This window comes from Kitasatospora sp. NPDC058162 (assembly GCF_042884005.1).
Lineage (GTDB): Bacteria > Actinomycetota > Actinomycetes > Streptomycetales > Streptomycetaceae > Kitasatospora.
The window spans coordinates 352,641-370,387 of record NZ_JBHVUS010000007.1; the positions used below are offsets into that span (position 1 = coordinate 352,641).

Sequence of the window (17,747 nt, forward strand, 5' to 3'; positions counted from 1 at the left end):
GCCGGACCGGGCCGCTTCATGGGCGGCCAGGGCACCGAGAAGTCCATGGACTTCAAGGGCTCCGGCAAGCGCGTGCTCGGCCTGCTCCGCCCCGAACGCAACGTCCTGATCGGCGTCCTGCTGCTCGGCGTGTTCAGCGTCGGCTGCGCCGTCACCGGCCCCAAGATCCTCGGCAACGCCACCGACCTGATCTTCGCCGGCGTCATCGGCGCCCGCTTCCAGCCCGGCACCTCCAAGGCCGAGGTCATCGCCGGACTGCGCGCCCACGGCGACGGCGGCATCGCCGACGTGCTCTCCGCCGTCGACTTCACCCCCGGCCAGGGCATGGACTTCGGCGCCATCGGCTCCGTCCTGCTCTGGGTGCTCGGCATCTACGTCGCCTCCGCCGTCTTCGGCATCGTCCAGGGCCGCCTGGCCACCAGGGCGATCCAGTCCGCCAGTTACCGGCTGCGCCAGGACGTCGAGGCCAAACTCGCCCGGCTGCCGCTCAGCTACTTCGACAAGCAGCCGCGCGGCGAGGTGCTCAGCCGGGTCACCAACGACATCGACAACATCGGCCAGTCGATGCAGCAGACCATGGGACAGATCGTCAACTCGCTGCTCACCGTGGTCGGTGTGCTCGCGATGATGTTCTGGATCTCCCCGATCCTCGCCGCGATCGCCCTGGTCTCCGTACCGCTCTCGGTGGTCGTCGCCGCCAAGGTCGGCAAGCGGGCGCAGCCGCAGTTCGTCCAGCAGTGGAAGTCCACCGGCCAACTCAACGCCCACATCGAGGAGATGTACACCGGCCACACCCTGGTCAAGGTGTTCGGCCGGCAGCGCGAGTCCGCCGAGACCTTCCGCGAGCACAACGAGGCGCTGTTCCACTCCAGCTTCCGCGCCCAGTTCATCTCCGGGATCATCCAGCCCGCGATGATGCTGATCGGCAACCTCCAGTACGTGCTGGTCGCGGTGGTCGGCGGCCTGCGGGTGGCCAGCGGCTCGCTGTCCATCGGCGACGTCCAGGCCTTCATCCAGTACTCCCGGCAGTTCAGCCAGCCGCTCACCCAGGTCGCCAGCATGGCCAACCTGGTGCAGTCCGGGGTCGCCTCCGCCGAGCGCGTCTTCGAACTGCTCGACGCCCCCGAGCAGAGCGCCGAACCGGCCGTGCCCGAGAAGCCCGACACCGTCCACGGCCGGGTCGCCTTCCAGGACGTGGCCTTCCGCTACGACCCCGACAAGCCGCTCATCGACGACCTCTCGCTCAAGGTCGAACCCGGCCAGACCGTCGCCATCGTCGGCCCCACCGGCGCCGGCAAGACCACCCTGGTCAACCTGCTGATGCGGTTCTACGAGGTCAGCTCCGGACGGATCACCCTCGACGGCGTCGACATCGCCGCGATGTCCCGCGAGGACCTGCGCTCCGGCATCGGCATGGTCCTCCAGGACACCTGGCTGTTCGGCGGCACCATCGCCGACAACATCGCCTACGGCGCCCAGGGAGCCACCCGCGAGCAGGTCATCGAGGCCGCGAAGGCCGCCCACGTCGACCGCTTCGTCCGCACCCTCCCCGAGGGCTACGACACCGTCATCGACGACGAGGGCACCGGCGTCAGCGCCGGCGAGAAGCAGCTCATCACCATCGCCCGGGCCTTCCTCGCCCAGCCCTCGATCCTCGTCCTGGACGAGGCCACCAGCTCGGTCGACACCCGCACCGAGGTGCTCATCCAGCGGGCCATGGCCCGGCTGCGCACCGGCCGCACCAGCTTCGTCATCGCCCACCGCCTCTCCACCATCCGGGACGCCGACGTCATCCTGGTGATGGAGAACGGCTCCATCGTGGAGCAGGGCTCGCACGACGAGCTGATCGCCGCCGACGGCGCCTACGCCCGGCTCTACCAGGCGCAGTTCGCGGAGGCCGTGGCCGAGGTGGACTGACGCGGACCCCTGTGCAGGGCCGGGACGGGAGCACCCCGCCCCGGCCCTTCGCGTTCCGGGCCCTTCGCGTTCCCGGCCATCGCGTTCCCGGCCTCCTGTTCCGCTCCCCCGCCCCGCGACCCCGGCCCTCGCGGAGTTCGACCGCCTTCGCTACGGTGACCCTCGTGACCGCCCAGCCCACCGCCCCCGGACCGGCCCCCGACGCCTTCGAGGCGAACCGCCGCTACCTGGGCTCGGTCGCCTACCGGCTGCTCGGCTCCTTCACCGACGCCGAGGACGTCCTCCAGGACGCCTGGCTGCGCTGGCAGGCCGCCGACCGCACCGCCGTCGCCGATCCGCGCGCCTTCCTGACCACCGTGGTCACCCGGCTCTGCTACGACCAGCTGGGCTCCGCCCGCAGCCGCCGCGAGGCCTACTACGGCGAGTGGCTGCCCGAGCCGTCCGTCTCCTACGCGGACGGCCCCGACTCCCCCGCCGAACTGGCCGAGCTCGGCGAGTCCGTCTCGCTCGCCCTGCTCACCGTGCTGGAGCAGCTCACCCCGGCCGAGCGGGCCGCCTTCGTCCTGCACGACGTCTTCGCGGTCGGCTTCGACGACATCGCCGCCTCCCTGGAGCGCACCCCGGACGCCACCCGCCAGCTCGCCTCCCGGGCCCGCCGCCGGGTCAAGGACGGCGGCCGGCCCGCCGGTGGCGCCGACCCGGCCGAACACCGGCGGGCCGTCCAGGCGTTCGCCTCCGCCAGCACCCGGGGCGACATCCTCGGCCTGATGGAGGTCCTCGACCCGGACGTGATCTGGCACGCCGACGGCGGCGGCATCGTCCGCGCCGCCGCCCGCCCGGTGCGCGGCGCCGACAAGGTGGCCCGGCTGGTGGCCGGCCTGGTCGCCAAGTGGTTCACCCCCGACGCGGCGATGGACCTCGCAGCCGTCAACGGCGAACCCGGCCTGGTCTGGTACGAGCGGAGCACCGGCAGCGTCGCCGGGGTGCTGGCCTTCGCCGTGGCCGACGGCCGGATCACCGAGGCCTTCGTCGTGGTCAACCCCGAGAAGCTCACCCGGATCGGCCCGGTCACGGCCCCGTGACGCCCGACTCCGCGGCTGTGACGCGGATCACCGTCACACCCTGACCGGCCGCGTCGTCCCCTTCCCGAACAGCGCTCCACCGGAGCGCTCCCGCAGGGAGGCGGACGAGATGAACAGCACCACCAGCACCGGCCGGCGGATCGTCGTCCTGGGCGCCGGGTACGCCGGACTCACCGCGGCCAAGGGCGCCGGACGGCACCGCGCCGTCACCCTGGTCGCCCCCGAGGAGCGGCTGCTGCACCGCATCCGCCAGCACGAGACGGCGGCCGGCCGCGGCCGCGACTGGCCCGCCCTTACCGACCTCGCCCGCGGCCGCCGGGTCGAGCACCGCCGGGCCCGGGCCGTCGAACTCGACCTGGCCGGGCACAAGGTCCTCCTCGACGACGGCAGCGCCCTCGGCTACGACACCCTCGTCTACGCCCTCGGCAGCCGCACCGCCTGGCACGGCGTCCCCGGCGCCGCCGAGCACGCCCACCCCGTGGAGCGCGCCGCCGAGGTGCGCCGGCTGATCGCCGCGGCCGACCGCCCCGGCACCCTGGCCGTCGTCGGCGGCGGCGCCACCGGCATCGAACTGGCCACCGAACTCGCCGAGGCCCACCCCGACTGGCGGGTGCGGATCGTGGCGGCCGGCCCGGTCGGCGGCTCCTACTCGCCCAAGGGTCGGGCCCACATCCGGCGCGTCCTCGACCGGCTCGGCGTCGACGTCCACGAGGACGTCGCCGTCACCGAGGTCACCCCCGACGGCCTGCGCACCACCGCCGGACCGATCGACGCCGACCTCACCCTGTGGGCCGCCTCGCTGGAGCCCCACCCGCTGGCCGCCGAGGCCGGGCTCGCCGTGGACGAGCGCGGCCGGGCCCTGGTGGACGACCACCTGCGGTCGGTCTCGCACCCGGACGTCCACGTGGTCGGCGACGCCGCCGCGGTCACCGTCCCCGGCGTCGGCACCCTGCGGATGGGCTGCGCCACCGCGCTGCCGCAGGGCCAGTACGTGGGCCGACTGCTCGACGGGCGCACCTCGGAGCCGTTCGCGTTCAAGTACGTCGTGCAGTGCCTCAGCCTCGGCCGACGGGACGGGCTGCTCCAGCTGGTCCACCCGGACGACGCGATGAAGCCCACCGTCCTGACCGGCACCGCGGGGCGGCTGGCCAAGGCCGGGATCGTCTCCGTCGTCCTCGGTGCGCTCAAGTAGCCGCCGCCCCCCGGAGGAACGCGGAAGGGCCCGGGCGGCTGCCCGGGCCCTCCTCGTAGCGCTCGCGGCTACGCCTACTTCTTGTCCTTCGGCGTCTCGGCGTCGGTGGACAGCGCGGCGATGAAGGCCTCCTGCGGGACCTCCACGCTGCCGACCATCTTCATCCGCTTCTTGCCTTCCTTCTGCTTCTCCAGCAGCTTCCGCTTGCGGGAGATGTCACCGCCGTAGCACTTGGCGAGGACGTCCTTGCGGATCGCGCGGACCGTCTCACGGGCGATCACCCGGGAGCCGATCGCGGCCTGGATCGGCACCTCGAACTGCTGGCGGGGGATGAGCTTCTGCAGCTTGCCGGCCATCATCACGCCGTAGCCGTAGGCCTTGTCCTTGTGCACGATCGCGGAGAACGCGTCCACCGCGTCGCCGTGCAGCAGGATGTCGACCTTCACCAGCTGGGCGCTCTGCTCGCCGATGGGCTCGTAGTCGAGCGAGGCGTAGCCGCGGGTCTTGGACTTCAGCTGGTCGAAGAAGTCGAAGACGATCTCCGCGAGCGGCAGGGTGTAGCGCAGCTCGACCCGGTCCTCGGAGAGGTAGTCCATGCCCTGGAGGCTGCCGCGGCGGGACTGGCAGAGCTCCATGATCGCGCCGACGAACTCGTTCGGCGCCAGGATGGTGCCGCGCACCACCGGCTCGTAGACGTCGGAGATCTTGCCGGTCGGGAACTCGCTCGGGTTGGTGACGGTGTGCTCGCTGCCGTCCTCCATCACCACCCGGTAGACCACGTTGGGGGCGGTGGAGATCAGGTCGAGGTTGAACTCGCGCTCCAGGCGCTCCCGGATGATCTCCAGGTGCAGCAGGCCGAGGAAGCCGCAGCGGTAGCCGAAGCCGAGCGCGACCGAGGTCTCCGGCTCGTACACCAGGGCGGCGTCGTTGAGGCGCAGCTTGTCCAGCGCGTCGCGCAGCAGCGGGTAGTCCGAGCCGTCCAGCGGGTACAGGCCGGAGAACACCATCGGGCGCGGGTCCTTGTAGCCGCCGAGCGGCTCGGTGGCGCCCTTGTGCATCGAGGTGATCGTGTCACCGACCTTGGACTGCCGGACGTCCTTCACACCGGTGATGATGTAGCCCACCTCGCCGACGCCGAGGCCGTCGGCGACCTTCGGCTCGGGCGAGATGACGCCGATCTCCAGCAGCTCGTGGGTGGCGCCGGTGGACATCATCGCGATGCGCTCGCGCTTGGTGAGCTGGCCGTCCACGACACGGACGTAGGTGACCACGCCGCGGTAGGAGTCGTACACCGAGTCGAAGATCATCGCGCGGGCCGGGGCGTCCTTGACGCCGACCGGGGCCGGGACGGTGTTGACGATGTGGTCCAGCAGGTCCTCGACGCCGAGACCGGTCTTGGCGCTGACCTGGAGCACGTCGGAGGGGTCGCAGCCGATGATGTGGGCGATCTCGGCGGCGTACTTCTCCGGCTGAGCGGCCGGCAGGTCGATCTTGTTGAGGACCGGGACGATCGTGAGGTCGTTCTCCAGCGCCAGGTACAGGTTGGCGAGGGTCTGCGCCTCGATGCCCTGGGCGGCATCGACCACCAGGATGGTTCCCTCGCAGGCCGCGAGGGAGCGGGACACCTCGTACGTGAAGTCCACGTGGCCGGGGGTGTCGATCATGTTGAGGATGTGCGTCGTCCCGGCGTCCGGCCCGGTCTTCGGGGCCCACGGGAGGCGGACCGCCTGCGACTTGATGGTGATGCCGCGCTCGCGCTCGATGTCCATCCGGTCGAGGTACTGGGCGCGCATCTGCCGCGGGTCGACGACGCCGGTGATCTGCAGCATCCGGTCTGCGAGCGTCGACTTGCCGTGGTCGATGTGGGCGATGATGCAGAAGTTGCGGATCAGCGCCGGGTCGGTACGGCTGGGCTGTGGCACATTGCTGGGGGTCGCGGGCACCTTGGTCCGATTCTCCGTTGGTCCGGGGCCGGGGGTGTCCGGATCATCGCTGACCGGCTATCCCGGGGACCGGACAGTCTCGTCCGATCGAAATAGTTCCTCCCATCTTCCCACGACCGCGGGCCGGAACGCCGTTCGGGCACCTCGCAGCCTTCCGCAGGGCGCCCCGAGGGGCTTCGCCCGGCCCTTCCCCGTCCGGGCGGACGGCGGCAGGATGGGCTGCCATGATCCTGGAAAGCGCCCTGCTCGACGTCCTGCCCGGCCGGGAGGACGAGTTCCTCGCCGCCTTCGCCGAAGCCCGTCCGCTGATCACCGTCCAGCGCGGCTTCCGCTCCCTGGAACTGCGCCGCTGCCTGGACGAGGGGCGCGGCTCGCGCTTCCTGCTGCAGGTGGAGTGGGAGACCCTCGCCGACCACACCGAGGGCTTCCGCGGCTCGGCCGAGTACGTCCGGTGGCGGGAGCTGCTGCACCGCTTCTACCGGCCGTTCCCGGAGGTCGAGCACTACGGGGAGCCGGTGCTGAGCGCCTGAATCCGCGCGCGGACCTGCGTGGGCCCGCTCGGGCCCCGCGCCCGGGGTGGGCCGCCGGTTTGGGGCGGGCGGCGGGCCCCTGGTAGCGTGGGCTGCTGCACCTGGCCTCGGCATGCCCTCTCAGCTGGTCCGACGGCCGCACGGTGCAGCCCTCCCCCAGCCTCCGGCCGGGGGGACCCCCAGTAACCATTCACAAGACTGAGGCTCCTTCGTGGCGAACATCAAGTCCCAGATCAAGCGCAACAAGACCAACGAGAAGGCGCGCCTGCGCAACAAGGCCGTCAAGTCCTCGCTGAAGACCGCTCTGCGCAAGGCCCGTGAGGCCGCTGCCGCCGGTGAGACCGAGAAGGCCGTCGTGCTGGCCCGCGCCGCCTCCAAGGCGCTGGACAAGGCCGTGAGCAAGGGCGTCATCCACGCCAACCAGGCCGCCAACAAGAAGTCGGCCATCACCAAGCGCGTCAACGCCGTCCAGGCCTGACGCCCCCGGGGGCTCCGCCCCCACTGCCTCAGGGCGACCCGGCCCTCTACCCGGAACCCCGAGGCGTGCGAGATTCGCACCGCACGCGGCCTGCGTTCGCCACGCGGGTGCGGTGCACACGAGCTATACGGCAGGCGCCGTGCTCGACCTCTTCAGGAGGCCGAGCACGGCGCCTGTCGCGTTCCCGGCCCGGGCCGCTATGGTCGGTCAGTCGCGGCCGGAGGTGCGGGGAGCACCTCCGGTGCCGGTCCCGAGGGGGGAACTTCCATGACGACGCCGCCTGCGCCACCGCCGCCACCGTCCCCGGGCCCGAACGGGCCGGGCTACGGGTACCCGCAGCACACGCCCCCGCCGGGCGCCGGCGGCTTCGGGCCGCCGCCCGGACTGCCGCCCACACCGGGGCTGCCCGCCGCACCGGGCGGCGGGACGGCACCGCCCACGGGCGGAGGCCTGCGCCGCAACGCCGTCTGGGCCTTCGTCGGCGCGGCCCTCGCCTCGGCCGGCTGGGCCGCCGCGGTGCTGGCCATCCCGGGCATGGTCTCCGGCAGCAGCGGCAGCTCGGCCCCGCGCAGCCTCGGCAGCTACCACGCCTCGGACGACTTCTGCGCCACCGGGAAGCCGAACAACCTGTTCAAGACCTACACCCCCGACCCCGCCTACCCGCCGACCCACCACACCGACCGCAACCCGGCGCTGGACAGCATGACCTGCTCGACGTCCCTCAAACGGATCGGCGACACCACCGCCACCGGCGAGTTCGCCAGCGTCTACCTGCACGCCGACCTGCACCGGGCGATCAACCCCGCACCGGAGTTCACCGCCGCCAAGGAGGCCTACCGGTCCCGGGGCTACCAGATCACCGACATCCCGGGCCTCGGCGAGGAGGCGTACTTCAACTACAAGGACGACCCGGGCAGTTCGGACAAGAGCTGGCACAGCGTCAGCGCCGAGGTGGAGGTGCGCGACGGCGGGATGACCTACTACATCTCCTGGTCCGGCAGTTACACCGAGGGCAAGGGCAAGCCGATGTCCAAGGAGGACCTGCGGACGGCCCTGCAGGCCGACGCGTCGGACGCCGTCCGCGCGATGCGCAAGTAGCGGTCGGGGCGCGGGGGAGCTCCGCGCGGGGGAGCTCCGCGCAGGGGAGCTCCGCGCAGGGGAGCTCCGCGCAGGGGAGCTCCGCGCGGGGGGCGGTGCTCGGAGGGCTCAGTACGCGGGTCGGGACCCGGCCCGGGCGGCCTTGGCGACGGCCACCACCGCCCGCTCCAGGGCGAAGGCCGGGTCGGCCGAACCGCCCTTGACGGCGGCGTCGGCCTGGGCGATCGCGGTCAGCGCCGTGGCCACCGCGTCGCCCGTCCAGCCGCGCATCTGCTGGCGGACCCGGTCCACCTTCCACGGCGGCATGCCCAACTCGCGGGCCAGATCGGCCGGACGCATGTTCCGCCCGGTCGTCGCCAGCCGCCCGATGCTGCGCACGCCGGAGGCCAGCGCGTAGGTGATGCCGGTCGGCGGCTGGCCGACGGCCAGCGCCCAGCGCAGCCGCTCCAGCGCCTCGGCCGCCCGACCGGTGACCGCCAGGTCGGCCACCTCGAAGCCCGTCGCCTCGGCCCGGCCGCTGTAGTAGCGGGCCACCACCGTCTCGTCGATCGTGCCCTCGACGTCCGAGGTCAGCTGGCTGCACGCGGCGGCCAGCTCGCGCAGGTCGCTGCCGAGCGAGTCCAGCAGCGCCTGGCAGGCCTCCGGGGTCGCGGCGCGGCCCAGCGTGCGGAACTCGCCCTTGACGAAGGCCAGCCGCTCGCCCGCCTTAGCCAGCTTGGGGCAGGCCACCTCGCGCCCGCCCGCCTTGCGCCCGGCGTCCAGCAGGCCCTTGCCCTTGGCCCCGCCGGCATGCACCAGGACGATGATCACTTCTTCGGCCGGCGCCTCGATGTACGCCTTGACCTCCTTCACCGACTCGGCGGAGAGGTCCTGCGCGGCCCGGACCACGATCACCTTGCGCTCGGCGAACAGCGAGGGCGTGGTCAGCTCGGCCAGACTGCCGGGCTGCAGCCCGCCGGGCGGGATGTCCCGCACGTCGGTGTCCGGATCCGCCGCCTTCGCCGCGGCCACCACCTGGGCGACCGCGCGGTCCAGCAGCAGCTCCTCCTGGCCGACCGCGAGGGTCAGCGGGGCGAGCAGGTCGTCGGGTGCACTCTTCCTGGCCATCGCCTACCAGCATCCCACGCGCCGCGGACACTCCCGCCCGTACGGCCGGGGCCCCGGCGCTCGATGAAGGCCGACCGCCCTGCGGGGGTGCCCGGCCCGACCTGGAGAATGGTTCGGTGACCGAGAACCACACCCACCACCTCCCGGACGTCGACGACCCGCACGTCCGCCAGCTGCTCGTCCTGCCCGACCGCGACACCGCCGACGAGGCCGCCGAGGAGCTCTCCGCCGCCCACCCCGACCTCGGCGAACTGGAGGTCGTCCGCGACGCGCTGGCCGGCGAGGACGACGCCGAGGACGCCCAGTGGCTCGTCGTCCTCGACCCCCCGTCCGACGGCTGGACCCCCGCCCTGCTCCAGGCCCTCGACACCCTCGCGGCCTCCTACGAGGGCTGGCGCGAGGAGGCCTGACCCGGCCGTCGCCCGTCCCCGTCGCCCCCGGCGTTCCCGAGGTGGTCAGTCCGGGAGCACCCAGTCCGGCCGCCAGGTCCCGGGGGCGTCGTGGGCGGGCGTGGTGGCGGCGAGGTGGGCCCGGAGGGTGGCCAGCGCGGGGTGGGGGTTGTCCCGGTGCCACAGCAGCGAGTGCGGGTAGACGAGCGTCGGGTCGGTCACCGGGATCCGGCGCAGGCCGTGCCCGGCGGGCCAGACCAGGCGGGTGCGCTCGCTCATGAAGGTGGCCAGGGCCGGGGTGTCGGCGACGGTGTCCAGGAGCGCGTCGGAGCCGAAGTTGGGGCCGGTCGCCTCGATGGTGAGGCCGAACTCGGCGACCAGGTCGTCGTAGTAGGCGGCCCATTCGGTGCCGGGGGCGATGCCGGGCATCCAGATCCGGTGGCCGACCAGCTGGGCGACGGTCACCGAACGGGCGCCCGCCAGCGCGTGGGCGGGGCCGGTGAGGAGCTGCAGCGGCTCGTCCAGCACCCGGACGGACTCGATGTCCTCGGGGAAGGGCCGGCCGGGCGCGGCGACGGCGCGGAAGGACGCGTCGATCGCCCCCGAGCGGATCGCGGTGACGGCCGCCTCGACGTCGAACAGCATCACCACGTCGAGCTCGATCCCCGGGTGCGCGCGGTGGAAGTCGCGCATCAGGCCCGACCCGGCGCCGCGCGAGGCGATGATGTCGACCCGCAGCGGGCGGCGGCCCGTCCGCACCGAGGCGACCGCGCGCTCGGCGGCGCGCAGCAGTTCGCGCGCGTGGGGCAGGAACGCCTGTCCGTCGATGGTCAGTTCGGCGCCGCGCGGGGTGCGGGTGAACAGTCGCACCCCCAGGTCGCGCTCCAGGGCGGCGATGCGTTTGGAGACCGCCTGCTGGGTGACCGACAGGTCGACGGCGGCCTTCTGGAACTGGCCGGCTTCGGCGGCGGCGGCGAAGGTTCGTACGGCTTCGAGGTCCACGTCGGCCCACCTTAGAGAACAACGGACGGTTGTACCCGGCGGGCGGGTCGGTTGTTTGACCTGCGATTGTGCCGCTCGGTTAGCTCTCCCCGGTCAACGTCGGTTTGTTCGAACGGGATGCCGAGGGAGTGCGCCGGACATGGTGGGCACGCGGGACGCAGCAGGTGCGGCAGACGGGGCAGGCACGGCCGGCGATGCGGGCAGGTTCGGCAGGAGACGGCTGGGGCGGCGGTTCGGCTGGCTGTGGGCGGCGTACGCGGTCAGCGCGTACGGGTCCGGGCTGGGGTTCGGGGCGCTGCCGCTGCTCGCCGTGCTGGTGCTGCACGCCGGACCCGCCGAGGTGTCCGCGCTGTCCGCCGTGGGCCCCGCGATGGGCGCGCTGATCGCGCTGCCGCTCGCCCCCTGGGTGGAGTTCCGGCGCAAGCGCCCGGTGATGATCACCATGGACCTGGCCCGGTTCGCGGCCATGGCGACGATCCCCCTCACCTACGCCTTCGGGCGGCTCGGCTTCGTCCAACTGCTGGCGGTCTCGGCCGTCGTCGCCGCGGCCAAGATCGCGTTCAACGCGGCCGCCGGCGCCCACCTCAAGGCCCTCGTCCGGCCCGAGGACCTGCTGGTCGCCAACTCCCGCTTCGAGTCCACGAACTGGAGCTCCATCGCGATCGGACCGCCACTCGGCGGGACGGCCATCGGCCTGTTCGGACCGGTCACCACCGTGGTCGCCGACGCGCTCAGCTACCTGCTCTCCGCACTCGGCATCGGCGCCATCCACGGCCGGGAGGAGGCACCGCCGCCGCCCGGCCGGAACCCGGTGCGGGCCGGCGCGGTCCTCGACGGCTGGCGGCACATCCTCGGCGACCCCGACCTGCGGGCGCTCTACCTCAACAACCTGCTCGTCTCCGGACTGATCATGGCCACCGAGCCGCTGCTGGCCGTCCTCATGCTGCGCCAACTCCACTTCCCGCCCTGGCAGTACGGCCTCGCCTTCGCCGCCCCCTGCCTCGGCGGACTCATCGGCTCCCGGCTCGCCCAGCGCGTCGTGACCCGCTACGGCCGGCGCCGGGTCTTCCGGACCGTCGGCACCCTGCGCGCCGTGTGGCTGATCGGCCTGGTCCTCGTCCGCCCCGGCGTCATCGGCCTGATCACCGTGATGGCCGTCGAGCTGGCCATCATCGTCAACATGAGCCTCTACACCCCGGTGCTCGCCACCCACCGGCTCGAACGCACGCCCAAACACCTCCTCGCCCGCACCCTGTCCGCCTGGTCCATCGGCCAGCAGGCCGCCATCGCCGTCTGCACCGCGCTCGGCGGCCTCCTCGCCGACACCACCGGCCCGCGCCCCGCACTCGCCGTCGCGGGCCTGCTCATCCTGGCCACCCCGCTGCTCCTCCCGCGAGGCGACCAGGAACCCTCGCCACGCGCACCGGAACCGTCCCCCAGCCGCTCCTGACGCCGCCGGTGCCGCCCTCGGCAACCCCTGCTCCCCGCCCACGCCCCACCCGCTCCCCGCCCGCACGGAGGACACCCCCATGAGCACCGCGCTACTCGTCCTGGACTGCCAACCCGCGGTCCTGGCCGCCCTGCCCGACACCGGGGCCCGCGAGGCCCTGCTCACCCGCCTGGAACGGGCCGTCGCCGACGTCCGGGCGGCGGGCGGCACCATCGCCTCGGTACGCCTCGGCTTCACCGAGGCCGACTGGGCGGCCGTCCCGGCCGCCCACCCGACCTTCGCCGCACTGGCCCGGCACCGCGCCCTGCACCACCAGGACCAGGCCGCCGCCGTCCACGAACGCCTGGCCCCCCAGGGCGGCGACATCGTCGTACGCAAGACCCGCCACGGCGCCCTGTCCACCACCGGCCTCGACCGGCAGCTGCGCGAGCGCGGCATCACCGCCCTGGTCGTCGCCGGCCTCAGCACCGGCGGCGCGGTCCTGTCCACCGTCCTCGACGCGGCCGACCGCGACTACCGCCTGCACGTCCTGTCCGACGGCGTCGCCGACCCGGACCCCGACCTCCACGACACCCTGCTCCGCCGGGTCCTCCCCTCCCGGGCCCACCTCGTCGACACCGCCGGACTGCCCGCCCTGCTCCGGGCCGGCTGAACCGGTACGTCGAGGGCGGGCCCCGCGCTGGGTTCCCCGCATGGAACGAGCCGAGATACTCAACAAGTTGGCCGTCGGCAGCGCCGCCACCGTCCCTCAGGAGCCCGCCGCGCCGGCCGCGCTCGCCGCACTCGCCACACTCGCCGCCGAACTCGACCTGCCGCTCGCCGACCTGTACGTCATCACCGGCCGCCCCGTCCCGGCGGACCTGCTCCCGCCGGAGCGCGACGTCAAGGCCATGGAGCACTTCGCCTACCTGGCGAGCCACTGCGACCACGCGCAGCTGGCCGCGCTGGAGGCCTTCGTCCGCGCACTGCCGCGGACCGACGCCCCCGGTCCCTTCGTACAGCCCGCCTCGCCCCACCGCCGGCCCGCCGAGACGGGCTGGGCCGCCGTGCTCAACGGACTGCTCCGCAACCGCGGATTCGGCGTCCGTGAACTCCCGTTCACCGGCCTGTCCCGCCCGACGCTGCACCAGATGGTGTCCCGCTGGGAGGCGGACCGGCACCGGCAGTTCCGACTCCGCTGCCTGGCAGGCCCGTTGGGCTGGACACTGCCCGACCTGTTCGCCCTGGTCGGCGAGCCGTACTCCGAGGAGCTCCGCCCGGTGGTGCACTGCCGCCACCTCGGACGGGTGTTCACGGCCGCCGTCCCCCTGACCACCGCCCAGCTGCTCCAGGCCTCCGAACAGGTGCACCGGCTGAGGGGAGGCCGGAACACCGGCGCGTGGCAGCCGGTCTCGGAGGGCTTCGTCGGACAGTGCCCGGACTACCCCGAACCACCGGCCCCCGCGGGCCCTACCCAATTCGGGTGAAGGTCGCTCCACCCACCGATCGGACGGCTACGGGTCGCCATACCCTCGGTGGCGCCCCGTCGCCGCCCCGGGTGCGCGATCCGGGCGAAGCCGCGGGATCCGGCTGTCGATTCGGAAGGCCACCGACACCATGACACCCTCCTCGGGCGGACACGACGAGACGACCGGCGGGCCCTCCCGCCGCCAACTCCTCAAGATCGGCATCGGCGTCGCCGTCGGGGCGGGGGCCATCGGCTCCGGCGCTCCCGCCGCGCTCGCCAACGGCCCGTACGACCCGACCGGTCCGACGATCGCCACCAAGCTGAAGAACCTCAGCGGCCCGGCCGAGACCGGGCCGCTCGGCGCTCCGTGGACCGACCTCGGCATCCCCGTCCTGTGCCCGGACGGCACCATGCTCTTCGTCTGCGGCGACACCTTCGACGGCGACCAGCTCTTCGACGGCCAGTGGAACGCCCCGGTCGGCCTGCGCTCCAGCAGCGCGGACCTGAACAACCTGCGCATCGACGGCATCGTCCGGGGCGCCTACGGCATCAGCCTCGTCGACGAACCGCACACCCCGGTCGGCGACACCGCGCACACGACCGCGATCCCCTCCGACGCCTTCGTCGTCGACGGCGTGATGTACATGCACCTCATGCGCGGGGTCATCTACGACACCCACCACACCGACTTCTGGCGCTCCACCGACAACGGCCAGACCTGGGAGTACCTGTGCCAGTGGCCGGGCGACCTGCACGGCGGCCAGTTCCAGCAGAAGACCTACGCCGTGGCCGACGACGGCTACTGCTACGTGCTGTCCACGGTCTTCAACCGCAAGGTGGAATCGGGGATGCTGCTGCACCGGGTGCGGAAAGAGAGCCTCGGCAACCCGGACGCCTACGAGCCCTGGGGCTACGCCGACGGCACCTGGCAGTGGAACGCCCCCGCCCCGACGACCGTCTTCGGCACCCGCAAGTGGGGGGAGCTGTGCTTCCGCGCCATGGACGGCAAGTACGTCCTCACCTGGCTGAACACGGACCCGCTGTCGATCAGGGCGATGGTCTTCGCCCTCCCGACCTCGGACCTGACCAGGACCCTGGAACAGGCCATGATCCTCCCCGGCACCCCGGGCCAGGAGACCGCCAACTTCGTCGCCAGCCCCTACGGCGGGTTCGTCATCCCCGGCTCGACCTTCGGCAACTTCCACATCGTCGTCAGCCAGTGGTACGACCTGACGAACTACCGGATCATGCAGTACCGGATCAACATGCTGTCCTGATCCCCGAAGCCTTGCCGCTTGCCGCTTGCCCCTTGCCCCGACTTCCCTGACCGGCCGGCGCATTGGCCCTGCGGCGCGCTCCGGGCCTGCCCGGAGCGCGCCGCAATCCCTTTCCCCGGGGCCCCCGCCCCCGCCCCCCTCCCACCCTCCCTCCACCTCCCCCCACCCCCTGCCCACCCCACACCGTGGAGGGAAAGAGGAGAGCAGGGGTCACCCGGGCGGGGCGCGGGGACCTCGGGTGGGGTGCCCCGAGGAGGAGTGCCCGGCGCGGGTGCCGTGGGCGGGCTGGGGGTGGACGGCGACGGCAAGGGTGGACGGGGAGTCGCCGGTCACGGCAATGTCCCCCACCCGGTCGGTACGCAGCACCGTGGCGCCCAGCGCACGCAGGTGATCGACCGTACGGGGCGACGGATGCCCGTACGGGTTGCCCTCGCCGCAGGAGATCAGGGCGAGCCGGGGCCGCAGGGCACCGGTCAGGTCCCAGTCCTGGTGGGCCGAGCCGTGGTGCGCGACCTTCAGGACGTCCACTCTTCCGAGGCGCCCCAACAGGGCGGACTGGGCGGGTGGTTCGAGGTCTCCGAGCAGCGCCATCCGCAGACCGCCGGCCGAGGACACCAGCACTGCCACGCTCGCGTTGTTCGCACCCGGCGCGTCGACGGCCGACCCGGGAACGGGTGACACCACATCCCAGGACAACTCAGCACCGGCCGAGCGCCGTTCACCCCGGCCCGCGCGCAGCAGCGGCACGCCGGCCCCCGCCGCCCAGGCCGTCACCCGGGCCGCTTCTCCCGGCGGGTCGTCCAGGACCGTACCCTCGACCGCACCCACCCGGCGCCCCCGCAACACCCCTGGCACACCCTCGACATGGTCCGCGTGGAAGTGCGTCAGGAGCAGGAGCGGCACCGTCGTGACGCCCAGCTCGCGCAGGCACCGGTCGGCGGCCTCCGGGTCCGGCCCGGTGTCGATCACCACGGCGCTGTCCGCCACACCGGTCGCGAGGGCCAACATGTCTCCCTGCCCGACGTCGCACATCGCCAGTCGCCACCCAGGCGGCGGCCAGCCCGTGGCGATCCGGGCGAGCTGCGGCGGGCGCAGCAGCACCCCCAACAGCACCACCAGCAGGACCCCCGTCACCAACGCCCGCGCCCAGCGGCGCCGGACGCCCGCCCGACGGCCGGGCTCCGCCCGCCGGGGCAGCAACAGCGGCGCCGCGCAGCAGGCCGCGATGGTCGCCAGGGCGACCGTCACCACCCCGAACCAGCCTCCGGGCCAGGACAGTTGACCGCCGGGCAGCTCGGCCCCACGCCGCCCGACGAAGGCGAGCCAACTGGCCGGAACCCCGGCAGGCTCGGCCAGCAGCCGGGCCAGGGACGGGAAGAACGGCTGCAGCACGAGCACCCCGAAGCCGAGCAGCGTCGCCGGGGCCACCGCCAGCTCGGCCAGCAGGTTGCACGGGACGGCGACCAGGCTGATGTGCCCGGACAGCACCACCGTCACCGGCGCGCACAGCGCCTGCGCCGCCGCCGTGGCCGCCAACGCGCCCGCCAGGTGGTGCGGCCAGCGCCGGGCCCGCAGGGACTCGGCCCAGTGCGGCCCGAGCACGAGCAGTCCGGCGGTGGCGAGCACCGAGAGCAGGAAGCCGAAGGAGCGGGCCAGGAACGGGTCCAGCAGGACCAGGACCAGGACGGCCCCGGCGAGCGCCGGTACGGACTGGCGGGGGCGGCCGGTCGCCAGCGCCAGCATGCCGATCAGCCCCGTCCCCGCCGCCCGCAGCACACTGGGTTCGGGGCGGCAGACGGTCACGAAGGCCAGTGTCAGCGCGGTGCCGGCCAGGGCGCTGGTCCGCAGCGACAGCCCCAACAGCGCGGCCAGTCCGCGCCGTTCCGGGGTGCCGGCCTGGCCCGGTGCGCCCAGCAGCACGCCGAGCACGATCGCCAGGTTGGCCCCGCTGACCGCGACCAGGTGCACCAGGTCGGTGGCGCGGAAGGCGTCCACCAGGTCGTCGGGCAGCCGCGAGGTGTCGCCGACGACCAGCCCGGGGAGCAGCCCCCGCGCGTCCGGCGGGAGCCCGTCGCTAGCCGTGCGCAGGCCCTCGCGCAGCCGCCCGGCGATCCGCTGCGGCAGGCTCGGCGGTGCGAGCTGCCGGGGCGGGCCGTGGACGACCAGCAGGGCCGCCGACTCGGTGCCGTACCCCTCCCCCACCGGTCGCACCTCGGCCTCGACGGCCAGCCGCTCGGAGGGCAGCAGCCGCAGCCACGGCTCGCTCTCCGCCCCGCGGGCCATGACCGTCACCGGAGTGTGCGTCCGGGTGGCCCGCCCGTCCGGGAGGACGGTCGCGCGATCGGCCACGGCGTCGATGGTGAGGAGTGGCTGTCCGCCGGTGGCGGCGCCCCGGGAGGTGTGGACCTTCGGGTCCCCCGCGACGGTCAGCTCCACCTCGACCGCCGGGGCGGGCGTGCCCGGGGAGCGCGGCGGCGCGTGCTCGGCCGCACGGGCGAGCTCCGGCAGCGGGCCCCGGTGCAGGTCGGCCGTGTGCAGCGGGGTCGCGACCGCGGCCGCCGCCCCGGTGAGCAGGACTGCCGCCAGCGTCACCGCCGCCCCGCGCCGACGCAGCAGGCCCGGCCGGGCGAGCAGCGGGACGGCCGCGAGCACCGCGGCGCCTGCCAGCGAGAGGAACAGCGGCTCGGACCCCGGTTCGACGGGCAGCAGCACCGCCGTGACCAGCCAGGCCGAGACGGCGGGCAGCAGCAGCCGGAAGTCGGCACCCGAGGAGCGGGTGCGCGGGAGCGGCACGGTGGTGGTAACGGTGGTGGCGGCGGACACGGTGGTACCTCC

15 protein-coding genes are annotated in these 17,747 nt (G+C 73.5%); 11 read left to right on the forward strand and 4 right to left on the reverse strand.

The window, feature by feature from the left end; all coding sequences use genetic code 11:
* Nucleotides 1-18 precede the first annotated feature (18 nt).
* The 3 genes from ACFVXG_RS17260 to ACFVXG_RS17270 all read left to right on the forward strand — a co-directional run bounded on the left by ACFVXG_RS17260 (nt 19) and on the right by ACFVXG_RS17270 (nt 4,191).
* Complete coding sequence (locus ACFVXG_RS17260; RefSeq protein WP_387928429.1) at nt 19-1,917, forward strand: ABC transporter ATP-binding protein; 1,899 nt, start codon at nt 19-21, stop codon at nt 1,915-1,917.
* Nucleotides 1,918-2,081: 164 nt separating this feature from the next.
* Entirely contained in the window at nt 2,082-2,999 is a 918-nt protein-coding gene (gene sigJ, locus ACFVXG_RS17265) for an RNA polymerase sigma factor SigJ (protein WP_387928338.1), read from the forward strand.
* 109 nt (nt 3,000-3,108) lie between these two features.
* Nucleotides 3,109-4,191 carry an NAD(P)/FAD-dependent oxidoreductase gene (locus ACFVXG_RS17270; RefSeq protein WP_387928339.1) on the forward strand — a complete coding sequence of 361 codons (1,083 nt, stop codon included), beginning with the start codon at nt 3,109-3,111 and terminating at the stop codon, nt 4,189-4,191.
* A 74-nt stretch (nt 4,192-4,265) separates the two neighbouring features.
* Here ACFVXG_RS17270 and lepA read toward each other — a convergent pair whose 3' ends face one another.
* Nucleotides 4,266-6,134: a translation elongation factor 4 gene (lepA, locus tag ACFVXG_RS17275; protein ID WP_387928341.1), complete on the reverse strand. Its 1,869-nt coding sequence runs from the start codon at nt 6,132-6,134 to the stop codon at nt 4,266-4,268.
* Nucleotides 6,135-6,358: 224 nt separating this feature from the next.
* Here lepA and ACFVXG_RS17280 point away from each other — a divergent pair, with 224 nt between their 5' ends.
* From ACFVXG_RS17280 to ACFVXG_RS17290, 3 genes are all read left to right on the forward strand, one after another.
* Nucleotides 6,359-6,664 (forward strand): antibiotic biosynthesis monooxygenase family protein, encoded by a 306-nt coding sequence (locus ACFVXG_RS17280; protein ID WP_387928343.1) that lies wholly within the window; start codon nt 6,359-6,361, stop codon nt 6,662-6,664.
* 211 nt (nt 6,665-6,875) lie between these two features.
* A complete protein-coding gene (gene rpsT / locus ACFVXG_RS17285; protein ID WP_238741111.1) occupies nt 6,876-7,142 on the forward strand; it encodes a 30S ribosomal protein S20 in 267 nt (88 codons plus the stop codon).
* A 267-nt stretch (nt 7,143-7,409) separates the two neighbouring features.
* Nucleotides 7,410-8,240 (forward strand): hypothetical protein, encoded by an 831-nt coding sequence (locus ACFVXG_RS17290; RefSeq protein WP_387928345.1) that lies wholly within the window; start codon nt 7,410-7,412, stop codon nt 8,238-8,240.
* Between the two features lie 108 nt (nt 8,241-8,348).
* Here the strand turns inward: ACFVXG_RS17290 and holA are convergent, their stop codons facing one another.
* Nucleotides 8,349-9,347: a DNA polymerase III subunit delta gene (gene holA, locus ACFVXG_RS17295; protein WP_387928347.1), complete on the reverse strand. Its 999-nt coding sequence runs from the start codon at nt 9,345-9,347 to the stop codon at nt 8,349-8,351.
* 116 nt (nt 9,348-9,463) lie between these two features.
* Between holA and ACFVXG_RS17300 the strand changes: the two genes are divergently transcribed.
* A complete protein-coding gene (locus ACFVXG_RS17300; protein WP_387928348.1) occupies nt 9,464-9,757 on the forward strand; it encodes a hypothetical protein in 294 nt (97 codons plus the stop codon).
* A gap of 45 nt (nt 9,758-9,802) precedes the next feature.
* Here ACFVXG_RS17300 and ACFVXG_RS17305 read toward each other — a convergent pair whose 3' ends face one another.
* Entirely contained in the window at nt 9,803-10,738 is a 936-nt protein-coding gene (locus ACFVXG_RS17305; protein ID WP_387928350.1) for a LysR family transcriptional regulator, read from the reverse strand.
* 241 nt (nt 10,739-10,979) lie between these two features.
* Between ACFVXG_RS17305 and ACFVXG_RS17310 the strand changes: the two genes are divergently transcribed.
* From ACFVXG_RS17310 to ACFVXG_RS17325, 4 genes are all read left to right on the forward strand, one after another.
* Entirely contained in the window at nt 10,980-12,188 is a 1,209-nt protein-coding gene (locus tag ACFVXG_RS17310) for an MFS transporter (protein WP_387928430.1), read from the forward strand.
* 79 nt (nt 12,189-12,267) lie between these two features.
* The gene (locus tag ACFVXG_RS17315) at nt 12,268-12,840 is read left to right on the forward strand and encodes a cysteine hydrolase (protein WP_387928352.1); all 573 of its coding nucleotides are present in this window, start codon (nt 12,268-12,270) and stop codon (nt 12,838-12,840) included.
* 40 nt (nt 12,841-12,880) lie between these two features.
* Nucleotides 12,881-13,654, forward strand: coding sequence for a hypothetical protein (locus ACFVXG_RS17320; protein WP_387928354.1), 774 nt, complete (start codon nt 12,881-12,883; stop codon nt 13,652-13,654).
* A 130-nt stretch (nt 13,655-13,784) separates the two neighbouring features.
* The gene (locus ACFVXG_RS17325; RefSeq protein ID WP_387928356.1) at nt 13,785-14,912 is read left to right on the forward strand and encodes a DUF4185 domain-containing protein; all 1,128 of its coding nucleotides are present in this window, start codon (nt 13,785-13,787) and stop codon (nt 14,910-14,912) included.
* Between the two features lie 210 nt (nt 14,913-15,122).
* Here ACFVXG_RS17325 and ACFVXG_RS17330 read toward each other — a convergent pair whose 3' ends face one another.
* A complete protein-coding gene (locus ACFVXG_RS17330) occupies nt 15,123-17,735 on the reverse strand; it encodes a ComEC/Rec2 family competence protein (protein ID WP_387928358.1) in 2,613 nt (870 codons plus the stop codon).
* Nucleotides 17,736-17,747 lie beyond the last annotated feature (12 nt).

Excerpts from the sequence above, each read along its gene's own strand:
- ACFVXG_RS17290 (WP_387928345.1), top strand. The coding sequence starts at position 7,410 with ATGACGACGCCGCCTGCGCCACCGCCGCCACCGTCCCCGGGCCCGAAC.
- ACFVXG_RS17260 (WP_387928429.1), top strand. The coding sequence starts at position 19 with ATGGGCGGCCAGGGCACCGAGAAGTCCATGGACTTCAAGGGCTCCGGC.
- ACFVXG_RS17280 (WP_387928343.1), top strand. The coding sequence starts at position 6,359 with ATGATCCTGGAAAGCGCCCTGCTCGACGTCCTGCCCGGCCGGGAGGAC.
- ACFVXG_RS17325 (WP_387928356.1), top strand. The coding sequence starts at position 13,785 with ATGACACCCTCCTCGGGCGGACACGACGAGACGACCGGCGGGCCCTCC.
- holA (WP_387928347.1), bottom strand. The coding sequence starts at position 9,347 with ATGGCCAGGAAGAGTGCACCCGACGACCTGCTCGCCCCGCTGACCCTC.
- ACFVXG_RS17320 (WP_387928354.1), top strand. The coding sequence starts at position 12,881 with ATGGAACGAGCCGAGATACTCAACAAGTTGGCCGTCGGCAGCGCCGCC.
- ACFVXG_RS17315 (WP_387928352.1), top strand. The coding sequence starts at position 12,268 with ATGAGCACCGCGCTACTCGTCCTGGACTGCCAACCCGCGGTCCTGGCC.
- ACFVXG_RS17270 (WP_387928339.1), top strand. The coding sequence starts at position 3,109 with ATGAACAGCACCACCAGCACCGGCCGGCGGATCGTCGTCCTGGGCGCC.